The sequence below is a fragment of the Aliidiomarina sp. B3213 genome (assembly GCF_003290085.1).
GTDB lineage: Bacteria > Pseudomonadota > Gammaproteobacteria > Enterobacterales > Alteromonadaceae > Aliidiomarina.
Genome location: NZ_QMKJ01000001.1, coordinates 778,980 through 800,844, shown reverse-complemented (window position 1 = coordinate 800,844; position 21,865 = coordinate 778,980). Strand labels below are relative to the sequence as shown.

At 45.8% G+C, this 21,865-nt stretch carries 17 protein-coding genes and 3 tRNA genes; 14 read left to right on the top strand and 6 right to left on the bottom strand.

What is annotated here, in order from left to right; all coding sequences use genetic code 11:
* Nucleotide 1: 1 nt before the first annotated feature.
* On the bottom strand, nt 2–1,651 hold the full coding sequence (locus DQX04_RS03875; RefSeq protein WP_111914564.1) for a LysM peptidoglycan-binding domain-containing protein: 1,650 nt from the start codon (nt 1,649–1,651) through the stop codon (nt 2–4).
* A gap of 60 nt (nt 1,652–1,711) precedes the next feature.
* The gene (gene gloB, locus DQX04_RS03870) at nt 1,712–2,470 is read right to left on the bottom strand and encodes a hydroxyacylglutathione hydrolase (protein WP_111914563.1); all 759 of its coding nucleotides are present in this window, start codon (nt 2,468–2,470) and stop codon (nt 1,712–1,714) included.
* Between the two features lie 48 nt (nt 2,471–2,518).
* Here gloB and DQX04_RS03865 point away from each other — a divergent pair, with 48 nt between their 5' ends.
* From DQX04_RS03865 to DQX04_RS03840, 6 genes are read left to right on the top strand one after another with little or no spacing between them, the layout of a single operon-like run.
* Nucleotides 2,519–3,256, top strand: a complete 738-nt coding sequence (locus DQX04_RS03865; protein ID WP_111914562.1) for a methyltransferase domain-containing protein — start codon at nt 2,519–2,521, stop codon at nt 3,254–3,256.
* Between the two features lie 49 nt (nt 3,257–3,305).
* On the top strand, nt 3,306–3,707 hold the full coding sequence (locus DQX04_RS03860) for a rhodanese-like domain-containing protein (protein ID WP_111914561.1): 402 nt from the start codon (nt 3,306–3,308) through the stop codon (nt 3,705–3,707).
* Nucleotides 3,708–3,764: 57 nt separating this feature from the next.
* On the top strand, nt 3,765–4,070 hold the full coding sequence (locus DQX04_RS03855) for a metalloregulator ArsR/SmtB family transcription factor (RefSeq protein WP_207801082.1): 306 nt from the start codon (nt 3,765–3,767) through the stop codon (nt 4,068–4,070).
* Nucleotides 4,071–4,119: 49 nt separating this feature from the next.
* Nucleotides 4,120–4,323, top strand: coding sequence for a DUF2892 domain-containing protein (locus DQX04_RS03850; RefSeq protein WP_111914560.1), 204 nt, complete (start codon nt 4,120–4,122; stop codon nt 4,321–4,323).
* A 41-nt stretch (nt 4,324–4,364) separates the two neighbouring features.
* On the top strand, nt 4,365–7,700 hold the full coding sequence (locus tag DQX04_RS03845; protein WP_111914559.1) for an efflux RND transporter permease subunit: 3,336 nt from the start codon (nt 4,365–4,367) through the stop codon (nt 7,698–7,700).
* Nucleotides 7,701–7,712: 12 nt separating this feature from the next.
* On the top strand, nt 7,713–8,768 hold the full coding sequence (locus DQX04_RS03840) for an efflux RND transporter periplasmic adaptor subunit (protein ID WP_111914558.1): 1,056 nt from the start codon (nt 7,713–7,715) through the stop codon (nt 8,766–8,768).
* On the opposite strand, the gene rnhA is transcribed toward DQX04_RS03840, so the two are convergent.
* Nucleotides 8,720–9,232 carry a ribonuclease HI gene (rnhA, locus tag DQX04_RS03835; protein ID WP_111914557.1) on the bottom strand — a complete coding sequence of 171 codons (513 nt, stop codon included), beginning with the start codon at nt 9,230–9,232 and terminating at the stop codon, nt 8,720–8,722. The genes DQX04_RS03840 and rnhA overlap by 49 nt on opposite strands.
* Nucleotides 9,233–9,285: 53 nt before the next feature.
* Here rnhA and dnaQ point away from each other — a divergent pair, with 53 nt between their 5' ends.
* The 5 genes from dnaQ to DQX04_RS03810 all read left to right on the top strand — a co-directional run bounded on the left by dnaQ (nt 9,286) and on the right by DQX04_RS03810 (nt 11,798).
* On the top strand, nt 9,286–10,026 hold the full coding sequence (gene dnaQ, locus DQX04_RS03830) for a DNA polymerase III subunit epsilon (RefSeq protein ID WP_111914556.1): 741 nt from the start codon (nt 9,286–9,288) through the stop codon (nt 10,024–10,026).
* Nucleotides 9,996–11,381, top strand: a complete 1,386-nt coding sequence (locus DQX04_RS03825) for a TIGR03503 family protein (protein ID WP_165831932.1) — start codon at nt 9,996–9,998, stop codon at nt 11,379–11,381. The genes dnaQ and DQX04_RS03825 overlap by 31 nt, the downstream gene beginning before the upstream one ends.
* A 124-nt stretch (nt 11,382–11,505) precedes the next feature.
* Nucleotides 11,506–11,582 (top strand) — tRNA-Asp (locus DQX04_RS03820).
* 42 nt (nt 11,583–11,624) lie between these two features.
* Nucleotides 11,625–11,701 (top strand) — tRNA-Asp (locus DQX04_RS03815).
* A gap of 20 nt (nt 11,702–11,721) precedes the next feature.
* A tRNA-Asp gene (locus DQX04_RS03810) sits at nt 11,722–11,798 on the top strand.
* A 2-nt stretch (nt 11,799–11,800) separates the two neighbouring features.
* Here DQX04_RS03810 and DQX04_RS03805 read toward each other — a convergent pair.
* A complete protein-coding gene (locus DQX04_RS03805) occupies nt 11,801–13,876 on the bottom strand; it encodes a bifunctional diguanylate cyclase/phosphodiesterase (RefSeq protein WP_111914554.1) in 2,076 nt (691 codons plus the stop codon).
* 184 nt (nt 13,877–14,060) lie between these two features.
* On the opposite strand from DQX04_RS03805, the gene dnaE reads away from it, so the two are divergent.
* Genes dnaE through tilS form a run of 3 tightly spaced genes read left to right on the top strand, consistent with a single transcriptional unit; the run spans nt 14,061 to nt 19,517 of the window.
* The gene (gene dnaE / locus DQX04_RS03800; protein ID WP_111914553.1) at nt 14,061–17,570 is read left to right on the top strand and encodes a DNA polymerase III subunit alpha; all 3,510 of its coding nucleotides are present in this window, start codon (nt 14,061–14,063) and stop codon (nt 17,568–17,570) included.
* 15 nt (nt 17,571–17,585) lie between these two features.
* Entirely contained in the window at nt 17,586–18,542 is a 957-nt protein-coding gene (gene accA, locus DQX04_RS03795) for an acetyl-CoA carboxylase carboxyl transferase subunit alpha (protein WP_111914552.1), read from the top strand.
* A 39-nt stretch (nt 18,543–18,581) separates the two neighbouring features.
* The gene (gene tilS / locus DQX04_RS03790) at nt 18,582–19,517 is read left to right on the top strand and encodes a tRNA lysidine(34) synthetase TilS (protein ID WP_126266337.1); all 936 of its coding nucleotides are present in this window, start codon (nt 18,582–18,584) and stop codon (nt 19,515–19,517) included.
* Here tilS and DQX04_RS03785 read toward each other — a convergent pair.
* Nucleotides 19,514–20,392, bottom strand: a complete 879-nt coding sequence (locus DQX04_RS03785) for a GGDEF domain-containing protein (protein ID WP_111914550.1) — start codon at nt 20,390–20,392, stop codon at nt 19,514–19,516. The genes tilS and DQX04_RS03785 overlap by 4 nt on opposite strands.
* Nucleotides 20,393–20,537: 145 nt before the next feature.
* On the bottom strand, nt 20,538–21,683 hold the full coding sequence (locus DQX04_RS03780; RefSeq protein WP_111914549.1) for a patatin-like phospholipase family protein: 1,146 nt from the start codon (nt 21,681–21,683) through the stop codon (nt 20,538–20,540).
* Between the last annotated feature and the right edge of the window lie 182 nt (nt 21,684–21,865).

The following is a 21,865-nucleotide window of genomic DNA, read 5'->3' as shown; positions in this document are numbered from 1 at the left end:
CTTAACCCCCTTGGGTAATATCCACATGTAATTTAAGTAATTCACCGGGCTGCAGGTAGCGCTCGCGAGTGATTGAGTTCCATCGTTCAATGTCTGCAACAGTAACACGAAATCGACTAGCAATACGTGCTAATGAATCACCTTGGCGAACTCGGTATTCGACAGTACGCGTTATGGCTTGTGGGGTTGGTGCTGATTGAGAGCTAACACTATCGGTATCGTCGTCTATCCAAATGGCTAACTGTTGACCCAAACGCAAAGTATCGCCTGGTGCCATATTATTCCAACGTGCTAATTCATTTACGCCAACACCATGCTGGCGACTAATTTCCCAAAGCGAGTCGCCTGCCTGCACTTCGTGGTTAATTCTGCGGTCACCTTCTGGTTCGTTTTGACGTTGTTGGCGTCGTTGATCGCTCGCCAGCTGGTATACTTCAGCAGCTTCGCTTGCTACAGGAATAAGTAGATAGTCACCTGAACGAATTAAGCTACCCGAGATATTGTTCGCACGCTGAATCGCGCCTGGAGTTGTGTTATAGGTGCGGGCAATGGAAATTAAGCTCTCCCCCCCACGTACACGGTGTCTTTCCCACTCTACCCACTGGGTGCGGTCGGACTCGGCCATGGCACGTTGAAATGACTCGGCAGCAGCCTGCGGCATGAGTAAATGGAAAGGACCGTCCGGAGCCGTCGCCCAGCGGTTATAACCCGAATTGAAGCGATGTAACTCATTCACTTCCATTCCCGCCATGGATGCGGCTAAGGCTAAGTCCATTTGTTGTCCTACATCAACAATTTCGAGTACCGGTTGGTTAGGTGTAAAGCGCCATGCAATATCTTGTTGATGACGTTCCGCAAGTAAACTACTGAGCGCTAATATTTTGGGTACATAATTTCTGGTTTCGCGTGGTAACGATAAACTCCAGAAATCCGTGGGTAAGCCGCGAGATTCATTTCGACGAATCGCGTTGGCTACGCGGCCCTGCCCACCATTGTACGCCGCAATAGCGAGTAACCAGTCACCGTCGAAGGTGTCATTGAGACGTGCAAAATAATCAAGCGCAGTATGAGTTGCAGCAACAACGTCTCTGCGACCGTCGTACCACCAGTTAATATCCAAACCGTAATGCAAGGCGGTGCTTGGGATAAATTGCCATAAGCCACTTGCGCGCCCATGAGAATAGGCAAATGTGTCGAAAGCACTTTCTACGATAGGTACAAACGCCAACTCTAAAGGTAGTCCACGTTTTTCAATTTCTTCGACAATGAAGTACATGAGTGGCGCGGCACGCTGTGTGACGCGAGGAATATAACTAGGGTTATTTAGATACCACTGGCGGTGAGCTTCAATACTTGCTTGGTCAGGTATTTCGATATCAAGTTGTAAACGCACGCGCTCCCATAAGTCTGCCTGTTGTTGAGGAGACAATGTTTGTTGTTCTGGTTGCTGATATGGAGCAGGGCGGCTAAGCGTATATTTTTGAATACCAGTGTCACGGGGAAGTTGTTCAGGTGTAACTGGAGCAAGTTCACTAAAAGGAAGATATTGAGTTAACTGGCAAGCGGTTAACACCATAGACGCTAGTGCTAAAGAAGAAATCTTCAGACATAACCAGCCTTTGGCTTTTCGCCTTAGAGTGTCTTGGCTCATACTTTTCCCCAAAAAATGTTGTGGTGCTTTTGTATATTATTTGACTTGTATTGTATGTAATTATGCTGTGTCTTTCCACTGGCGAACTGCAGCGAAAACGTCAATGGGCGTCGCCAAATTAGAGTTACTGTGCGCTTCTGCAGCTTTGCGAACTGTATTTGTATGAGTTCGCAAAAATGGGTTGGTCGCTAGTTCGTTTTTAAGCAGAGAAGGAACGGTTGCGATACCTTTTTCTCGCATGTTTTTAACGCAACTATATCGCTCTTGTAATGCCTTGTTGTTGGGCTCTACTTGCATCGCAAAGTTAAGATTCGCAAGCGTGTATTCATGCGCGCAGAAAACTTGGGTGTCGGCTGGTAATTGCGCTAGTTTACTGAGCGAGCCATGAAACACTGTAGGTGTACCCTCGAACATACGGCCGCAGCCACCAGCAAATAATGTATCACCGCAAAATAACCATGGTTTAGCATAATAAGCGATGTGGCCGTTGGTATGGCCTGGACAACTGAGCACCTGGAACGATGGAAACCCCTTCACATCTGCGTTCTGTCCTTCTGTTAAAGGATGGGTGATATGTTTAATCTTTTCGTTTTCGGGCCCGAACACTAGAGTATCGCTCGTGGCTAAATCATTCACTCCACCCGTATGGTCGGCGTGATGATGAGTAATAAGAATAGCTTTTAGGTTAAGGCCGTGCTCGCTTATGAACTTTGCAACGCCTGATGCCTCACCGGGGTCAACAACAATACATTCTTGTTGGTCATTTACTAATAACCAAATATAGTTGTCGTTAAAAGCCGAAATGCGATGAATTTGCATCATACCTCCGAAATTTTATGCTATGCGTGCAGTATATGAGGAAATCGAATGTTTTTAAAACCAGCTCGGAACTCAAAACAACGCCGCAAACCTGAAACCTGGGAAGACTTAGAGCATGGGGATTGGTGGTACTCGTCTTTAAGTGCGTGGTTACACGAAAGCGATCCTATTGTATTTGGACAGTATATGGTGTCGCTAGGTCAGTTTGATATTCCTTGGCCAGACTGTCGCATTAAAGCTCATTACTCTGTAGCCCCTGAGCCCGGTGCAGATGTTATTGCAGAATGGACAGAGCTGCCTTTCGCCATTGATTCGGTAGACTGGGTTTCTCTTCCATTTGTACTCGAATATTCATCAGACCCGCACCGGATTTTGAGAGAGGCAGATCGAATGTTGCGGGCGGATGGGCACATGATGATTGTATGTAATAACCCATGGGGTTTGCATAATGCCATTCGGGTCTTACCCAAAATGCGCAAACGAGCACCTTGGAATAGCCGAATGTTCACTGCACAAAGAATTATGGACTGGTTGTCTTTATTAAATTATGAAGTAGTGCATTTCGGCTATTTCGGTTCGGGTTGTCCATGGCCAAGTACAGCGCATAAGCCAGTGAAAGATTCCTTCTTTTATAGTCGGGTACCCTTGTTTAGTGCCGGTTTTGCCATTATTGTTCGTAAACGTGAGTGGCCGATTACTTGGAGTAAGTTGAAAGCCAAGAAACGACAAAGGCTTTCGAGTTCAGAGATTGTTCCTGTCGGTCGTCACGCGTCACAGCGGAACTGAACATAAGCGTTTTAGTCCGAAACATAACCGTAAAGAAATAGGAGACAATATGAAGTCTGCTCAACAGTTAGTCGCAGAGGCTAAAGAGAATATCCAAGAAATGAGCGTGGATGAACTTGAGTCTAGTCTGCAAAAAAGCGATGAATCAGTGGTGATTGATGTGCGTGAACCCGCAGAATACGCCAATGGACACATCGCGCATTCTGTAAATTTACCGAGAGGTATTTTAGAGTTCCAACTTGCATCTTTGCCGCAAGTAGCTTCGGCAAGTTGCGCACCTGAGGTTGCATTAGAACAGCTTCGTCAAAATCGTGTATATCTTATCTGTCGCACAGGCGGTCGCAGTGCACTAGCTGCCCAGTCATTGCAGCAAATGGGATTTAATGACGTTGTTTCTATCGATGGCGGTATGACTGCGTGGGAAGCTTCTGGTAAAGCTATGCATAAATAAATGCACGATTAATCCATTTGACAAAACATTAGTTAATGCTAATATATGGGTATGAATATGACACATATCTCCGTAGAGGAAATGCAGAAAAATGCTTCTGCAGCAGAGAAGTTACTAAAGTCATTGGCGAACAGCCATCGACTTATGGTGTTGTGTCATTTGGTACAGGGAGAGAGTACTGTTGGTGAACTCGAAGCCAAGCTAGATATTTCGCAGTCGTCTCTGTCGCAGCATTTAGCAAAGCTAAGAAGCCAAGGTATTGTAGGTTATCGCAAAGAGGGCACAACGGTGTTTTATCGTATTGAAGACAAGAAAGCATTAGCGGTTCTTGACTCGCTATACGGTATATTTTGTAAGCCGTAAATTTTTTTTTGCGTTTTATTATTAGCATTTTCTAATTTAGGGGTATCTTATGAATATAGATCGTTTTGTTTTAGGTTTTGCAGGAGCAATGGTATTGCTTTCAGCTGTATTAGCTTGGCAGGTAAATACTTGGTGGTTGTTGCTAACTGCGTTTGTTGGACTAAATTTGTTTCAAAGTGCTTTTACTGGGTTTTGCCCACTCGCCATCATATTAGCGAAGCTGGGTATTAAGTCAGGTTGTGCTTTTAAATAATGCTTCGACATATCAACAGTTTAAAATAAGAGGAACGTGACATGGAAAAAGGTCAAAACGGCGGCATTATCGCTAAATTTTTATCGAGCACGTTTCCTCCTATTTTTATTATTTTCGCTATAGTCGCGGGCTTTATCGCGTTATTGTTAACGCCGAAGGAAGAAGACCCACAAATTGTCGTGCCTATGGCCGACATCCTTGTGTCTGCTCCTGGCTTATCCTCTGAGCAAGTCAGCACGCAAGTCACTGAGCCTGTTGAACGCCTAGTGTCGCAGATTGATGGAGTGGAATACGTTTATTCTCAATCACAGCGTGATAGCGCAGTGATTACCGTGAGGTTTTATGTCGGTGAAGAACGTGAAGAATCACTCGTAAAGTTATACAACAAGCTTTATTCCAATCAAGACCAGATTCCAAGTTTTGTTGCCCACTGGGCGATAAAACCGGTAGAGATTGACGATGTACCTATTGTAGTGGCAGCGCTTTACTCAACCTCTCCAGAAACTATAGATTCTCACCATTTACGACGGGTTGCTGAAGAGGCGACACAGACCTTAAAAGCATTGCCGCATACGAACCGTGTTGAGGTTGTAGGTGGCGAGTCGAGAAGAATTCAAATCTCATTAGACAGCTCGGCATTAGCTGCTCATAACACAACAATAGACGATATCTCATTTGCTTTAAGCGCGAGTAATGTGCAGCAAAGCGCGGGTGAGCTGACACAAATGAACGAAGCTATTCGTGTAGAAAGTGGTCAGTTCATTCGGTCTGCAAATGAAATGAAAGACTTGGTGGTGAATGTTGTTAATGGGCGTCCAGTTTATTTGCAAGACGTAGCGTCGATTGTGGATGATGCGCATGAACCTGAAAGCTACACGTTGTTTTATCCCAATATTTCATCGACCTCAGTGCAACAGGATCTTGGTCCGTATCCGGCAGTATTTGTGTCCGTTGCAAAGCAGCGGGGAGCAAATGCCGTTTCAGTTGCGCAAGATGTTCTCACAGCTTTAGATCAAATAGATTCGCAATGGTTGCCCGAGAACGTACAAGTCGAGGTTATACGAAACTATGGTGAAACCGCTGAAAGTAAAGTAGGTGAACTGGTTTCGAGCCTAGCTGTGGCTATTATTGTGGTGGTCGTTTTTGTGGGCTTGTTTTTGAATTGGCGCGCGGCTGCGGTAGTGGCGATCGCCATTCCTATTAGTTATGGCGCTACGCTAGGCGTTGACCTGTTGTTCGGTTACACCATTAACCGCGTAACCATGTTCGCGCTCATTCTAGCGCTTGGGTTAATTGTGGACGACCCTATCGCAGCGATAGACAACATTGAACGCCACATGAGTGAGCAGGGTAAGAAAACTAAATCTGCCATTGTGGGTGGTATGCTAGAAATTCGTAGTGCGCTGTTAATGTCTACTGTGGCAATTATCATCGTATTTACGCCCATGTTTTTTATTACGGGAATGATGGGCCCTTACATGGGCCCCATGGCGTTTAATGTTCCTGTTGCCGTTATATTTTCTACTCTGACCGCGTTTTTGGTAACGCCTTGGTTGGCGTGGAAAATTATGAAAGTGGCTGAAAATAAGGGGGCGTATAATCCGCAGAACTCATTGCTGTATAAAGGCTACAGAAAAATTTTAGAGCCAGCATTAGACACAGCTAAGCGAAGAAAAATATTTTTATGGTCGGTGTTTGGGCTGTTTATCGTAGCAGCAGCCTTACCCGCTTTGCGGTTGGTTCCGCTTAAACTATTACCCCACGACAATAAAAACGAGTTTCAGGTTGTGCTCGATATGCCAGAGGGTACGCCTCTGGAAGCAACTTCTAATGCTCTGAATGATCTTGCTCGTTATTTGCAGCGTGTTCCTGAAGTAGAGTCGGTGTCTAGCTTCGCAGGTGTAGCTTCTCCTATGGACTTTAATGGCATGGTGCGCCATTACTTTAAGCGCTCGTATAGCTATCAAGGCGAACTCAGAATCGTATTGGTCGATAAATTCGAGCGAAGCATGCAGTCCAATGAAGTTGTTACGCGGTTGCGTGATCCCTTGGAGCGAATCGCGGAGCGCCATGAAGCGCATATTGAATTGGTACAGGTTCCTCCGGGACCTCCAGTTTTGGCTACTATTGTTGCTGAAGTGTATGGCGATGAAATGACGTCTTATTACGAATTAGAGCAGGCCGGTGCTACTGTTGCTGAGCGCTTGAGACAAGAAGACTATGTGAGTCAAGTCGATACTTCGGTACCGGCAGCCCAACAAGTCTGGCGTTTTGTTGTGGACCAAGAAAAAGCGGCGCGTTCAGGAATTGCTCCTGCCGACATTCACAGTACATTAGCCGCAGCTATTGAAGGTCGTGATATCGGTATTCTTCATGTACCAGCGGAAGTGAATCCATTACCTATCGAAATTCGCTTACCGCCAGAACAGCGTAATAGCCTAGGAAGACTTTTATCATTAAAAGTACGAGGGCAGCAGGGCTTTGTTACTTCGAGTGAGGGAGAATTAGAGTCTGCTCCAGCTCCGATGGTTGCTTTGTCTGAACTTGGGGAGTTCCAGCAAGAATTCTTAGATCGGCCCATTATGCACAAAAACCTAAAACCCGTAGTTTATGTTTACGGTGAAGTAACCGGTCGCGTTCCTGCCGATGCTGTGGTCGACACAATGGTTGACCAAGGAAGTGATTCTTCGAGTTACCGACCGCGTTGGCTGCGTACGTACTTTAGCAATGGTTCGGGGCTAGGTTGGACCGTGCCGGATGACATTTCCGTAGTTTGGAATGGTGAAGGTGAGTGGAAAATCACACTGGACGTATTTAGAGATTTAGGTATCGCTTATGGCGTCGCTTTGCTCGGTGTATATATTGTTATGGTTCTGCAAACTGGTTTGAAAGCCGTATCAGGTATTATGATGCTTTCTATTCCATTGACCATTATTGGGATAATGCCCGGGTTTTGGTTCTTAAATTTATTTTCAGCCGATATAGCGGGATATCCTAATCCAACATTGTTTACCGCAACCGCCATGATTGGAATGATCGCGTTGGCGGGAATTGTTGTGCGAAATGCTCTGATTCTTATCGAATTTATTCAGCAACGACTACAAACCGGTTGTGAGCTGAAAGATGCCCTTTTTGATGCGGGTGCTGCGAGAACACGGCCGATTTTGCTTACAGCAGGTACAACTATGCTAGCGAACGTGGTTATTACATTAGATCCTATTTTTAATGGATTAGCTTGGGCCGTTATTTTTGGTATTACCGCTTCTACTTTATTTACTCTGCTGGTTATTCCGGTGGTTTATTACAGTATGTATCACGACAGTCCAGGACATGGTCTTCCAGAGTCCGCATTAGCCCAGAACTCTGGCGATCAATAAAGGAGAAAGAAAATGACTAGAACGAAACTAATATCTATTGTCGCGTCGGTGGTCGCTCTTTTGATTGTATTTTCTATTCTCGCTGGAATGTGGGTGCCAAAAGTTGACTCGACAAATTTGGCGGAGCAGCGCACTGAGGCACCTGAAACAATGCGTTTAACGCTTACAACCTCTCCTGAATATCGTTATTTCAGTGGTCAGGTTTACCCTCGTCAAACTTCGTCCTTGTCTTCGCGTATTACCGCGCGCGTGGCCGAAGTTTTGGTGAACGCGGGAGACTCAGTGCAAGCTGGAGATGTATTGCTAAGGCTCGAGAATGACGACCTAAGTGCCCGAGTGCGTCAACAGCAACAAGCTTTAGCTGCTGCTCAGGCTCGTGTAAATGAAGCGCGAACAAGCTTCCAGCGTGTAGAGGCTTTAGTGGCTGAACGCTTACTTCCGCAGGCTGCTTTAGATGAGGCAAGGGCATCGAAAGATACTTCTGAAGCAGAGCTAAACGGCGCGAGAGAAGCTTTGAGTGAAGCCCAAACGAGCGAGAGCTTTAGTGTTATTACCGCACCTTATAGTGGCATCATTAGTGAGCGGAGCGTGTATACCGGTGATATCGCAACTCCTGGAATGCGCTTAGTAAGTATGTATGCGCCAACTAGCTTGCGGTTAGAAGTTCACGTAAGTGAGTCAATCTTAAGTGAGTTACAGCTTGGTGATACGTTAACTGCTGACCTGACGGCTATCGACGCGTCAATGCGTGCCGTAGTAACCGAGATTGAACCGGCAGCCGACCCAGGCTCACGAAGCTTTACCGTGAAGTTGGAGTTAGCAGATACCGCAGGGTTATACCCGGGGATGTATGGGCAAATCAGCGTCGTCAACCAAATGAGTGAGCAACTTTGGGTGCCAAAAGCCTATGTTTTAACCATTGGACAGTTAGACTACCTCGACGTATTTAGCGACGGTCGAACCGAGCGCCGAATAGTGAAGCTTGGCGAGGAGTTCCAGAGGGAGTCGGGTGAGTATGTTCAAGTATTATCTGGCGTTACTGCCGGTGAGTCGGTTGTCATACCTTGATCTTCTTGGGTAGGTTTTCCCGCTGCAATTCGGGCTAGTTCGTCGCACCTTTCATTTTCAGGGTGCCCTGAATGACCTTTCACCCAGTGCCATGAAATATGGTGGCGTTCAGTCGCTTTGTCTAAACGCTGCCATAAATCTGCATTTTTTACAGGTTTCTTCTGGCTGTTTTTCCAACCCTTTTTCTTCCAACCATGTATCCATTGAGTAATACCTTGGCGAACATATTCGCTGTCGGTCCATAACTCTATATGACAACTTCTTGTAAGCGTTTCTAACGCAACTATTGCCGCGAGAAGCTCCATGCGGTTGTTGGTGGTTAAATGAAACCCTGCGCTGAGTTCCTTGCGGTGTTTGCCGTATACTAAAATTGCGCCATAACCACCGGGGCCAGGATTACCTAAGCAAGAGCCATCTGTATATATAGCGACTTCTTTTTTCCCGAATTCTTTTTCCTGACCCATGGAAGCTGATACCATTCATTATTATTTGTGAAGAGTATACTTGGCGAAATCAGATGACTCAATTCGAAAGCCCAAGCCGGCAAATTATTCTGGACACCGAAACTACGGGTATAAACCCAAAAGACGGCCACCGCATTATTGAAATTGGCTGTGTTGAGATGATTGACCGGAAGTTAACGGGTAATCACTTCCACGTTTATATCAACCCTGAACGAGTTGTTGAGCAAGAAGCAATTAACGTTCACGGTATCACGAATGAGTTTTTGGAAGATAAACCTGTATTTGCTCAGGTTGCCTCTGATTTTATTGAATTTATAAAAGGGGCGGAACTTGTTATTCACAATGCCCCGTTCGATGTAGGCTTCTTAGATCATGAGTTTTCGCTATTAAGCCCTGCTCCAGGTGAAATTGCTGACTTCTCTACCGTGTTCGATACTTTGGTATTTGCCAGAAAGCAATTCCCAGGGCAACGAGCCAGTCTAGATGCTCTGTGTAAGCGATATGACATCGACAACTCTCACCGTACCTTGCACGGCGCTTTACTCGATGCGGAAATTCTAGCTGAAGTTTATCTTTTTCTTACAGGAGGACAACGTAAACTAGGGTTTCAAGGTGCACAAAGTGAATCAGATTCTGATGATGCACAAGCGATAGTGAAGCTAGATTCTAACCGCCCGAAATTAAAGGTTTTACGTGCTTCTGCCGAAGAAGATAAAAGACATCAAGAATACCTCGAAGGCTTGGCCAAAAATGGAGAATGCATTTGGTCACAAATAGAATCAGTTTCAGAGTAAAAGAACTTACCAAAGCTGCCGTTAATGGCTTAGCTTTGGTGTTTTGTTGTGCTTTTTTAGGCGCTTTCCCTGTAAATGCACAATCAGACGAGATGAATGAGAACGACCCAAGACGGGCGTTCACGCTGTTAGAACAAGAGCCTCGCCAACAACTCCCATTAGAAAACGACCGCTTCCGTATAGACTACGAAGTTGATGAAATAATTCTCGTATTTTTTCGACTCCCAGACACTGCACCTGTTGTTCTCACACGCCCTGATGGCAGTAAGTGGTATGCTTCTCGTCACCCGCAGGGAGAAGTAACTTGGCACAGCGGTCATGACTTTGACATGATTCGTATTCGAGAGCCCATGCCTGGTCCTTGGCAAGCTACGGGAATGATCAGGCCGAACAGTCGCGCAATGGTCTATACCGACGTACAGTTGCATCCGGAAGACTTCCCAGAACTGGTTTTTGTGGGTGAGCGTTTGCGGCTAGAAGGGCATTTAACCGAGAACGGTGAACCTGTTTCTCAGCTCGACTTTCGTAGTGCGATAAAGCTGGAAATTAAGATGCAAAGCACGAATAACCCGAACTATGACAACTTCGGGCAGCCGCCTTTGCCTGTAGGAGAGTTTTTAGATGATGGCAGGGGAATGGATGCTGTGCCGCGAGACGGAACTTTCACGGGGCAGTTTGAGTTAGATATTGCGTCTGGTGAGTATATTCCTACGTTTTATGTAGAAACACCGTTACATCGTCGAGTTGTGGAAGGCGACGTAATGATGGTTCGACAAGTACCAGTACGGCCTAGAATGGAAGTTTCCGATGAGGAAGGTGAACCTCACCGCATGTTTTTCACAGTGGATGAAGAATATGTTCGTTTAGACGATATTGTAGTGTCTGGTCGTGTCGATTTTCCAAATGGTGAAACAGAGAACATTGCCCTAAGCACAAGGCAGGGCGACGAGCTTTATGCGGAAATCCCAAGCTATACCTTCGGTGTTTTCGAAGTTGTGATGCGTTTAAGCGCTACCGATGTTAATGGTAGAGAGTTCCAATTGAATATTCCTCCATTTGATTTTCGAGCTCAACCGCCTGCGCCACCAGGACCTACCGCAGCTGAAATTGCGGCTGCGGAAGCTGCCGAACAAGAGCGTATCCACCAACAAGAATTGGCGGAAATAGAAGCTGAAAGGCAAAAAGTTCAGAACCGAATTATATTGGTGGTTGGCATCAATTTAGGGATTGTAGCTCTCTGGAGTATCTATATTTTAATTCGTCCCAGTGCAAGTAAACGGAAATTAAAAGCAGCAAAAAAGAAGAAGAAAAAGAAGGATAAAAAAGGAGCAGAAGACGAGATGACAGAGCTTTAATCTCGATATTCGCTGCAAAGATAATCAATTAGCACGAGATTATAGAAAAAGGGGTTGACTAGCCATGCCCTTACTCGTATTATCCTCGCCGCATTGAGGGACACCTTCAAAGCACAAGTAACGTGGAGCGGTAGTTCAGTTGGTTAGAATACCGGCCTGTCACGCCGGGGGTCGCGGGTTCGAGTCCCGTCCGCTCCGCCACTTACTTTTTCGCTTTCCTCTCTTAGATGCAAATTCCAGTGTGGAGCGGTAGTTCAGTTGGTTAGAATACCGGCCTGTCACGCCGGGGGTCGCGGGTTCGAGTCCCGTCCGCTCCGCCACTGCTGGAAGACTTACCGTTGGAGCGGTAGTTCAGTTGGTTAGAATACCGGCCTGTCACGCCGGGGGTCGCGGGTTCGAGTCCCGTCCGCTCCGCCATTTTACGAATCCTCTGTAAGCTCACTATATTCTATGGCTTTGTTTTTGCCCGATTGTTTTGCGGCATACATGGCTCTGTCTGCGTATCGAATCAATAGTTCTGGGTCTTGTGCATCGTCAGGGAAGTTGGCCATACCGATACTTGAAGAAACTCGCACCTTGTTACCTTGTATGTTCACTGGTTGCTGTAAGTACTTTTGAAGCCTTTCAATAAGAGGGTGATAAGCGTTGTCAGACTCATGATTGAGAAGCACAATAAACTCATCCCCACCGATGCGTGCGACAGTGTCGCTTTTGCGAACACTCGTGCTGAGCCGTTTGGCAACAACTTCTAATAGATAGTCACCAGCTGCATGACCATAAGTGTCATTTACCGGCTTGAAATCGTCCAGATCAACGTAGACAAGGGTAAGTGTATTGCCGCTGCGTTTAGCTGCTTCAACCGCCATGTATAGCCTGTCGTTGAGCAAGGTTCTATTGGGTAAGTTAGTGAGTGGATCGTAGTGAGCGAGTTGCTCTAAGCGTTCTTGTTGCTGTTTTAGCAGTGTTACGTCACTAAAAATACCCACAAACTGTTCGATGTTTCCGAGATCGTCATACACCGCCGAGATCGTTTTTCTCTCACAATATATGCTCCCATTCTTCCGACGATTCCAAACTTCACCTTGCCATAAACCGTCATGAAGTAGGCTTTGCCACATATCGGTGTAGAATGCTTTTTCATGCTTACCAGAGGATAAGATACTCGGTTGTTGCCCAATAATTTCATCACGGCTATAGCCTGTGATTCGAGTGAATGTAGGGTTTATTTCAATAATGGTGCCATCGACACTAGTGACCATAATTCCGTCATGGGTGTTTTTGAAAACGCTAGAGGCGACTTTCAGGTCTTTCTCGGCTTCTTTTTCATCGGTAATGTCCATGATGTAACCATGCCAAACCAAATTTCCCGAGGTTTGCTTTTCTGGTCTAGCTTCACCCCTTACCCAGCGCTCACCTTTCCCCGGTAATAAAACTCTGTATTCTTGACGCCACAGGGTGAGTTGTTTACCCGATAAATCGATAGTGTTTAACACTGTATCTAAGTCATCGGGGTGAATCTGGGCTGCTGCGTTCCAAGCGTCTTCCCGGGCTTGTTCAGGAGATACCCCATAAATATCTTTAATATGTGCAGAGGAGAAGGGGAAGTACATGTGCCCATCAGGTTCTTTCACGAATTGATAGAGCATACCAGGAACTTGCTTAGTAATTTGGTTGAGCAACTTTTCGCGCTCTTTCAGTGCGTACTCCCACTCTTTTCTCTCAGAAATGTCGGTATGGAGACCGAGCATCCGCGCGGGGTTTCCATCTTCATCCCACTCTACAACTTGACCACGGCAGGCTATCCAAAGCCAGTAATCGTCCGCATGGTAAAACCGAAACTCGGTGTCTAGTTTATCTCCGTCAATTTTAAGAGCTTCTCTAATGAGTGCCTCGGTTCTTTTTAAATCGTCTGGGTGAACTATAGACTGCCATTTGCTGTAAGAAATGAATGGAAACTCACTACGTTTCATTCCCAGCATGTCGTAATTGGTGGCGCTCCAATATATTTCATTGGTTTTTATGTTCCAGTCCCATAAACCGTCCCCTGTCGCTTGTAGTGTGAAGCGAAGCCGTTCCTCTTGTTCTTCTAATTTTTGCTGAGCTTCCATTTCTGAGGTAATGTCGCGCCAAACCCCATACACACGCGTAGTCTTTGAGTTCTCATCCTGAATAATGCGCATCTCGTCACGTATCCAGTGATAAGTTCCATCTGCGAATTTCCAGCGATATTCGTAAATTAGATAACCTTGAGTGAGCAGGGCTTCGTTGGCTTGGCTCTCCACTTGTCTATCGTCGGGGTGTATTTGCTCACTCCACCAGCCTTTTTTTAGTACGGTTTGCTCGTTGTAACCGGTGATGTCCTTAATATTTTCACTCACCCAGTCGGCTACAGGCTCTTTCTCGTCAACATACATGGTGTAGAGCACTGTAGCGTTAGCACTTTGAGTTAAACGAGAGCTGTGCTCTGTAAGATGAGACTTGTCCGTGTTTTGCATATTTTATTCCGGCAACTGCTTCTTAGGACCTTGACCTATTTATGTGTAGCATGAATTTCTATTGTTTGCTTTTACGAACCTGCAACTTGAGGCACAATAGTGAACTTATTTTTAGATTTCAAACAGCCATGGGTGTGTTGTAACAGGCCCTAAATGCTTATCGGTTTATAACTATAAAAATCAAATGAAAACATCTCCTTTTGTACATCTACATATTCACAGTGACTTCTCGATGCGAGACGGTTTGCAGAAAGTAAAACCGCTTTGCGCTGAAGTTGCGAAAGCAAACATGCCGGCCATGGCTATAACCGATGAGATGAATTTATGTGGACTTGTGCGCTATTACCAGAATGCTCGAAGTGCAGGCATTAAACCAATCGTAGGCGCTGATCTTCGGGTTATTTTTGACGACTGGCCAGATGAAGCTTTGCGTATCACTGCATTGGTGATGAACGACGAAGGCTACAAAAACCTGAAAATTCTTATTTCAGAGGCTTATTTAAAAGGACATCGCTTGGGCTACCCTTGTGTCGACCAAGAATGGTTGAGTAGATACAACGAAGGGCTAATTATTTTGTCTGGCGCTCAATTCGGTGACGTTGGACAAGCTATTCTGAAACGTAATAGGGAAGCGTTGCAGCGCTCAATATCGTTTTATCAGACCTATTTTCCTGACCGTTATTATCTCGAGTTAACACGCACCGGAAGACCTGGTGAAACCGAGTGCGTTAATGGCGCAGTAGACATCGCTGCCGAATTTAACTTACCGGTAGTGGCAACTAACGATGTTGCGTTTATTAATAGTTCGGACTTCGATGCGCATGAGATTCGTGTAGCTATCCATGATGGGTATACGTTAGCTGATCCACGCAGACCCAAAAAGTATACGGAGCAGCAGTATTTGCGTTCCGCTGAAGAAATGGTGGAATTGTTCTCTGACCTTCCAGAAGCTATCGAAAATACGCTGGAGATTGCGAAGCGTTGTAACTTAGAAATTCGATTAAATGAGTACTTCCTGCCTCAGTTTCCCACAGAGGGTATGTCTGAACCTGACTTTTTAGTGAAAAAATCAGAGGAAGGATTAGAAGATCGACTCAGACAACTATTTCCTGACGAGGCTGAAAGAGCAGAAAAAAGACCTCCTTATGACGAAAGGTTGAAAATTGAATTAGATGTAATCAATAGCATGGGATTTCCTGGTTACTTCCTTATCGTGATGGAGTTTATTCAGTGGAGTAAAGACGAAGGGATTCCAGTAGGGCCGGGTCGTGGTTCAGGAGCAGGATCTCTGGTCGCTTATGCGCTTAAAATTACAGATTTAGACCCACTTGAGTTCGAACTACTATTCGAGAGATTTCTAAACCCAGAGCGGGTTTCCATGCCCGACTTCGACGTCGACTTTTGTATGGACCGCCGTGATGAAGTTATCGAGCACGTAGCAGAACTCTATGGTCGAGACGCAGTTTCGCAAATCATTACTTTCGGAACCATGGCAGCAAAAGCAGTAGTGCGCGACGTGGGTAGGGTGTTAGGACACCCTTATGGTTTCGTGGATCGAATTTCCAAGCTTATTCCCGGCACTCCGGGAATGACTCTTGAGGGCGCATTTGAAGAAGAACCGCGGTTACCCCAGCTATACGACTCTGACGATGAAGTTCGCGAAGTGATCGATATGGCGCGAAGGTTAGAAGGGGTAACTCGGAACGCTGGTAAACACGCGGGTGGCGTAGTTATATCTCCGACAACAATAACTGACTTCTCGCCGCTTTATTGCGATGAGGAAGGGAATTATCCAGTTACCCAATTTGATAAGAACGATGTTGAAACAGCAGGTTTGGTTAAGTTTGACTTCCTCGGTTTAAGAACGCTAACCATTATTCAATGGGCTGTGGATATGGCCAATGAGCGTTTACAGCGAGAAGGTAAAAAGGCAATCAATATAGAGTCCATACCTTTAAATGACTCTCGTTGTTACGACGTTCTGAAACGCGGAGAGACAACCGCTGTATTTCAGCTTGAATCTCGCGGCATGAAAGAGCTTATTAAACGTCTGCTGCCAGACATTTTTGAAGATATTATCGCATTGGTTGCTCTATTCCGTCCTGGGCCATTGCAGTCAGGCATGGTCGACAACTTTATTGACCGAAAGCACGGGCGCGAAGAGATTTCTTATCCCGACAAGACTTGGCAACACAAATGCCTAGAGCCAATTCTACAGCCGACCTATGGCGTTATTTTGTATCAAGAGCAAGTTATGCAGATTGCGCAGGAAATGGCTGGGTACACTCTGGGGGGGGCCGACCTATTACGCCGAGCCATGGGTAAGAAAAAGCCAGAAGAAATGGCAAAGCAGCGTGAAGTGTTTCAAAGTGGTGCTGCAAATAACAATATAGACCCCGAGCTTGCGATAAAAATATTCGACTTAGTAGAAAAGTTTGCTGGTTACGGGTTCAACAAATCGCACTCTGCAGCATATGCGTTGGTGGCTTACCAAACGTTGTGGATGAAGGTGCATTTCCCGGCAGAATATATGGCTGCGGTTATGTCTGCTGATATGGATAACACGGACAAAATAGTTACCCTGGTGGATGAATGTGACCGCATGGGCATAAAAATACTGCCACCAGACGTTAATGCAGGCAAATACAAGTTTAGCGTTAATGAAGAGCAGCAAGTAGTTTACGGCATCGGCGCTATTAAAGGGGTGGGTGAAGGCCCGATCGAGAGTATTATAGCTTCTCGTACCGAAGGCGGGCCTTTCGTAGACTTATTTGATTTTTGCCGTCGTGTGGACCTTAAGAAACTTAATCGCCGAGTTATGGAGCGACTTATAAAGGCGGGTGCGCTGGATAATTTAGGGCCACATCGTGCTGCGCTTATGGCAAACCTTGAAAAAGCCATGCGTCAAGCTGATCAGGAAGCGCAAGCTGCTGCTGTAGGACAAGCAGACCTATTTGGGATGTCTGATGATAGCGCCGACAACGAAGCTAAAGGTGGTAACTTTGATGAAGTACCGCGTTGGCAGGAGTCAGTATGGTTAGACGGTGAACGTGAAACCTTGGGGCTTTATTTAACCGGACACCCGATTAATCGTTATGTGTCTGAGCTGAAGTACTATACTCAATTGAAGCTAAAGGACATTGCAGACGCGCGAAAGGGTGACCAAGTTGCTGTCGCAGGCTTAGTTCTTGATGTACGAGCGATGGTGAATAAGAAAGGTCAGCGTTGGGGGCTTGTGACCTTAGATGACAAGTCCGCGCGAATCGATGTAAAGCTGTTTAGTGAAGCATTTGAAGCGTGTGAAGCTTTGTTGCAAAAGGACGCGGTTATATGGATGCGCGGAGAGGTCGGCTTTGATCATTTCAATAGCACGAATACAATGACCGCCAATGAAGTTCTTACGATAGAACAAGCACGAGCACAGTTTGTCAAACGGTTGGCAATCTCGTTAGACTGTGACGAGGTTTCTGAAGATCGCAAACGACCGAATGAAACACGGGTCGACCGTTTATTGAAAGCGATAAAGAATGCACCGCGAGGTACTTGCCCAGTTCTTATGCATTGTAGCATTGAAGGTGCTGTTGGCAGCTATCAGGTAGGGCCTAATTGGTATATTGAGCCACTAGACGATGTGGTTTACGAGTTAAGCCTATTAGTAGGCGAGCAGAACGTACAATTTGAATTTGAATCTTAGGCGGAAAGCGTAAGCATGAATCAGAATTTTTTGGAATTTGAGCAGCCTATTGCAGAGTTGCAAGCGCAAATTGATGAACTTCAAGCCGTAGGCGCAAAAGGCGGCTTGGATATCGATTTAGAGTCGGAAGTTAAACAGCTGAAAAAGAAACGCGGTGAATTAGTGAAGAAAATTTTCTCTAATTTGTCGGCGTGGCAGGTGGCGCAACTGGCTCGTCATCCATTGCGTCCATATACCCAAGACTACATTAAACATATTTTCACTGACTTTGATGAGCTTGCCGGTGACCGCGCATATGCTGACGACAAAGCTATTGTGGGTGGTGTTGCTCGTTTAGACGACTCTCCAGTGATGGTGATTGGTCAACAGAAAGGGCGTGAAACGAAAGAAAAAGTGAAACGTAATTTCGGTATGCCAAAACCAGAGGGCTATCGAAAAGCCATGCGTCTTATGGAAATGGCGGAGCGCTTCAACATGCCTGTAGTCACCTTTATCGATACTCCGGGAGCCTATCCAGGTATTGGCGCTGAAGAACGAGGCCAAAGTGAGGCTATTGCGCGAAACTTGAAGATTATGTCGAGGCTTACTGTTCCTACTGTTTGTACGGTAATCGGTGAAGGTGGTTCTGGAGGTGCTTTAGCTATCGGTGTGGGCGACCGCGTGAACATGCTGCAATACAGTACTTATTCAGTTATTTCTCCTGAAGGTTGTGCATCTATCCTTTGGAAAAGCGCAACGAAAGCTGAGCTTGCCGCTGAAGCTATGGGTGTTACAGCACAACGTTCGTTAGAGCTTGGTTTGGTTGACGCTATTATTGAAGAACCCGTCGGCGGAGCTCATCGAGACCATGAAGAAATGGCGATGCGGGTAAAGCGCCAATTGCGCGAAGACTTAACGTCATTAAAAGAGTCTTCAAAGCAAGAGCTGCTCGAGAAGCGATATCAAAAACTTATGAATTTTGGTTACTGCTAATTGTTAGAAACAGCTTTTTACCAATCCTTTGACAGATTAATGGCGCAGCTGCAGCTGCGCCCAGGGCAACAGGTTGTTGTTGCTTTAGGTGGCGGAGCTGACTCTCAGTCGGTGTTAGCTTTGTGCGACCAATTCAGAAAACTTCATCCAGAATTCCAATATCTCGCAATTCACTTAGACCATGCATTTCACGAAAACTCGCCACAATGGGCAGAGTTTTTGGCTAAGGACTGTAAGCGACGAAATTTTCCGACGCATATTGAGCCATTACGCGTTCCTCAAGGGGCTCGAATTAGCAAAGAAGCAGCGGGTAGAGAAGCTCGTTACCGTCGACTTGCTGAGCTTACTGAAAATGATGCAGTTATTCTGTTGGGGCAACATCGCTCAGACCAAGCGGAAACCTTTTTATTGCAACTAAAGCGCGGTGCAGGACCAAAAGGCCTCTCGGCGATGGCTGTAACCGCTGACTTTACCGCAGAAAGAACATTAGCTAGGCCACTACTTGAGTTTACCAAAGACGAGATCTACGACTTTGCAAACCAATTCGAATTATCGTGGATTGAGGATGACACCAACACTGATACGTCGATTGATCGTAACTTTTTGCGTCATGAAATAATGCCCCGTTTAAAAGCCCGTTGGCCGAGCATAGAGAAAACTATAGCGCGTTCTAGCGAGCTTTGTGCGGAACATGAGGCTTTGCTGCAAGAGCTTCTAGAAGATGAAATGAGGCAAAGGGTAAATGATGACAATAGCTTGAGTTTACTCGATTGGGCTTCACTCTCGGAGGCGAAGCAAAAAGCGATTATTCGTATTTGGTTAGAGCAGTTGGGGGCAACGTTACCGTCACAGTCGATTATGCATGAATTAATGGCTCAACTTGCCCGTTTCCCCCAAGGAAAGGTTGGAGTGCGTTGGGCAAGCTACCAAGTTGTTCGCGTCAAAAAATCGTTGGTATTGCAGCACAACGATTAGTTGGCAAAGCAAATCTTATTTTTACCGCTTAATTTAGCTTCGTAGAGTGCTGTGTCTGCGCGGTTGAGTAAAACTTGTTCTTCTTCAGGTTTGTTTGACATCAACGCAGCCCCAGCGCTGCAGCCGATATTATATTCAGCAAGCATAGAGTCATGCTTCATGCCGAGCTGTATACGTTCAAAAACCTGAGATGCACTTTTCTCGTCTGCATCTTTCAGTAGCAGTACAAACTCGTCTCCGCCATATCTAAATATTTCGTCGTAGCCACGCAGTTGCGCCTTAGCGGTGCGGGCGAAACGTTGCAGAATTCTGTCGCCAACGAGGTGCCCAGCGTTGTCGTTTACTGCTTTGAAACCATCTAAATCAAGAATAACGATTAAGTATGGGATGTCGAAACGCGCTTGACTGGCTTTAGCACGAACAATGGCTTCTTCCATCAGCAAGCGATTACCAACCCCTGTCATGTGGTCGTGCATAGCCTGCCGACGCACTCGCGCATACCGCATTGCATTACGTAGCGGAAAAATAAGTTTCTGGTGGTATTGATTGAGCTTCTTAATATCGTTAGCACTAAAGCCAGATGCTTTGCTGTATACCAGTTGTCCTAGATACTCGCCGTCAGCGTATATTGCTGCGCTATGTTGAGGTTGCTGCTCGACATAGCCAAAAACCGCAAACACTAGTTCGTCGGCAGCGAAAGTTAAGCTACTAATTTGTAGTGTTTGCTGCACTTCTTTACCGTATAGAGCGAGGAGTTGCTCAATGTCTAGTGTGGTTTGCAACTGCTCAGCAAGCTTTCCTCGCTTTTGGAAAGTTTCCGAGCAGGCAAGTACCTGAACCGTATTTTGTTCTTTCTGCAATTCAATAGTTACCACGTTCTTTACCTCTATGGAGGAATTGATGTGGCAAATAAAGCAAATTACGTGCCTATATGCTTAAGTCTTTGTTATTCATTTAATAATTCATCGCTTACGGGGTGCTTTAATGAGCTTCTTTACAAAAGAGGCAAAATATTGCCAATTATTCGACAGGCTTTCCGCCTAGCTCTAAAAATGGGTGAATTTCTTCGCTTTGCTTCATTGCATCTTGGTAGCCCAACTCAATGAGTTCACGGCAATATTCTTTTTCGAAGAGTAAGTAACTAATTAAGCTCGACGGTGTGTCGCGGCTAACACCGAGTATGCTTAATACTCGGCGAACCGCTTTAGGCATGCGTTTGTAATGGCGGTGCGCTATTTCGTTAAAGTCATGGGCAGAATGGATGAGCTGCGAGTCGATACGCCGCAATGTTTCATGAGGCACACCCGCTTGCTCCAGCTGGTGTGTTGTTTTATTGACGCGTTCAAGGCGCTCCAAGTCCGAATTTAGGGTGTCGGCAAAAATAGTATCGAGTAAATGACCGGCAATAGCACCGCCACTGGGTGGCTCGGTTGAAATGGTTTTAGATTCTATTTGCGGTTGCTCTAAGCCAATAACTAGGATTTTGCTGGCGCCCAAGTGAACTGGTGCACTCAACGGTGCCATTTGGTGAATAGAGCCGTCGCCATAGTAGGTTTGATTTACACGTGTGGCAGGAAACAACAAAGGAATAGCTGAAGAAGCCATTAAGTGCTCTGTATTTAATCTTACGCGTGTACCTCTGCGCTTGGCGCGCAACCAGTTTTCATACTGTGGTATGCCCTCAAAAAAGCTTACCGACTCACCTGTGCTATAAGACGATGCCGTCACGGACACTGCGCGTAGATGTCCATTATGAATATGACGATCAATGCGCTTAAAGTCGATGACTTCGGAGAGTAATTCGCGAAGCGGTTGGTTGTTAAACAAACTTGGCGAGTTACGTCTTACACTATCTTGTTGGAATAAGTGACCAATACGACTGAATAATTGCCCAAATATCGCAGAGTTACTGCATTGGTAGACTTGCTCGGTAGTGAAGTTGCTCCACACATGCTCTAAGCGCTTAACTGACAAACGAAAATTAGAGGCGTAACAGGCAAGGGCTGTGGCGTTTATAGCGCCTGCTGAAGTACCACAAAGAATTCTAAAAGGCAGAGGGTGCGCGCGCGGAACCATGGCTGCAATACCTTTCAATACACCAACTTGGTATGCAGCTCTGGCACCACCGCCAGTTAAGAGTAATGCAGGTTCCCTCGATGAAATCATAGCGTTCTGGCAGCCTTATTTGTCACTAGATGTGAACTAAGAAACACTCGGTTACATATTTATGAGAATAGAAACACAACTTCTACGTACTGTATATGTCACACCCGTGTTATTTAATTCATAATATGTCGAGTTGGCTATAGATCTCAATTGGCTCGTTCTTAATTTTATCGAATAAGGAA

What these genes read in the sequence shown, in the direction of transcription:
- accA (WP_111914552.1), top strand. Translation starts at nt 17,586, where the DNA reads ATGAATCAGAATTTTTTGGAATTTGAGCAGCCTATTGCAGAGTTGCAA.
- DQX04_RS03850 (WP_111914560.1), top strand. Translation starts at nt 4,120, where the DNA reads ATGAATATAGATCGTTTTGTTTTAGGTTTTGCAGGAGCAATGGTATTG.
- DQX04_RS03805 (WP_111914554.1), bottom strand. Translation starts at nt 13,876, where the DNA reads ATGCAAAACACGGACAAGTCTCATCTTACAGAGCACAGCTCTCGTTTA.
- DQX04_RS03845 (WP_111914559.1), top strand. Translation starts at nt 4,365, where the DNA reads ATGGAAAAAGGTCAAAACGGCGGCATTATCGCTAAATTTTTATCGAGC.
- rnhA (WP_111914557.1), bottom strand. Translation starts at nt 9,232, where the DNA reads ATGGGTCAGGAAAAAGAATTCGGGAAAAAAGAAGTCGCTATATATACA.
- DQX04_RS03865 (WP_111914562.1), top strand. Translation starts at nt 2,519, where the DNA reads ATGTTTTTAAAACCAGCTCGGAACTCAAAACAACGCCGCAAACCTGAA.
- dnaE (WP_111914553.1), top strand. Translation starts at nt 14,061, where the DNA reads ATGAAAACATCTCCTTTTGTACATCTACATATTCACAGTGACTTCTCG.
- DQX04_RS03840 (WP_111914558.1), top strand. Translation starts at nt 7,713, where the DNA reads ATGACTAGAACGAAACTAATATCTATTGTCGCGTCGGTGGTCGCTCTT.
- DQX04_RS03875 (WP_111914564.1), bottom strand. Translation starts at nt 1,651, where the DNA reads ATGAGCCAAGACACTCTAAGGCGAAAAGCCAAAGGCTGGTTATGTCTG.
- dnaQ (WP_111914556.1), top strand. Translation starts at nt 9,286, where the DNA reads ATGACTCAATTCGAAAGCCCAAGCCGGCAAATTATTCTGGACACCGAA.
- DQX04_RS03780 (WP_111914549.1), bottom strand. Translation starts at nt 21,683, where the DNA reads ATGATTTCATCGAGGGAACCTGCATTACTCTTAACTGGCGGTGGTGCC.
- DQX04_RS03860 (WP_111914561.1), top strand. Translation starts at nt 3,306, where the DNA reads ATGAAGTCTGCTCAACAGTTAGTCGCAGAGGCTAAAGAGAATATCCAA.
- tilS (WP_126266337.1), top strand. Translation starts at nt 18,582, where the DNA reads ATGGCGCAGCTGCAGCTGCGCCCAGGGCAACAGGTTGTTGTTGCTTTA.
- DQX04_RS03855 (WP_207801082.1), top strand. Translation starts at nt 3,765, where the DNA reads ATGACACATATCTCCGTAGAGGAAATGCAGAAAAATGCTTCTGCAGCA.
- gloB (WP_111914563.1), bottom strand. Translation starts at nt 2,470, where the DNA reads ATGCAAATTCATCGCATTTCGGCTTTTAACGACAACTATATTTGGTTA.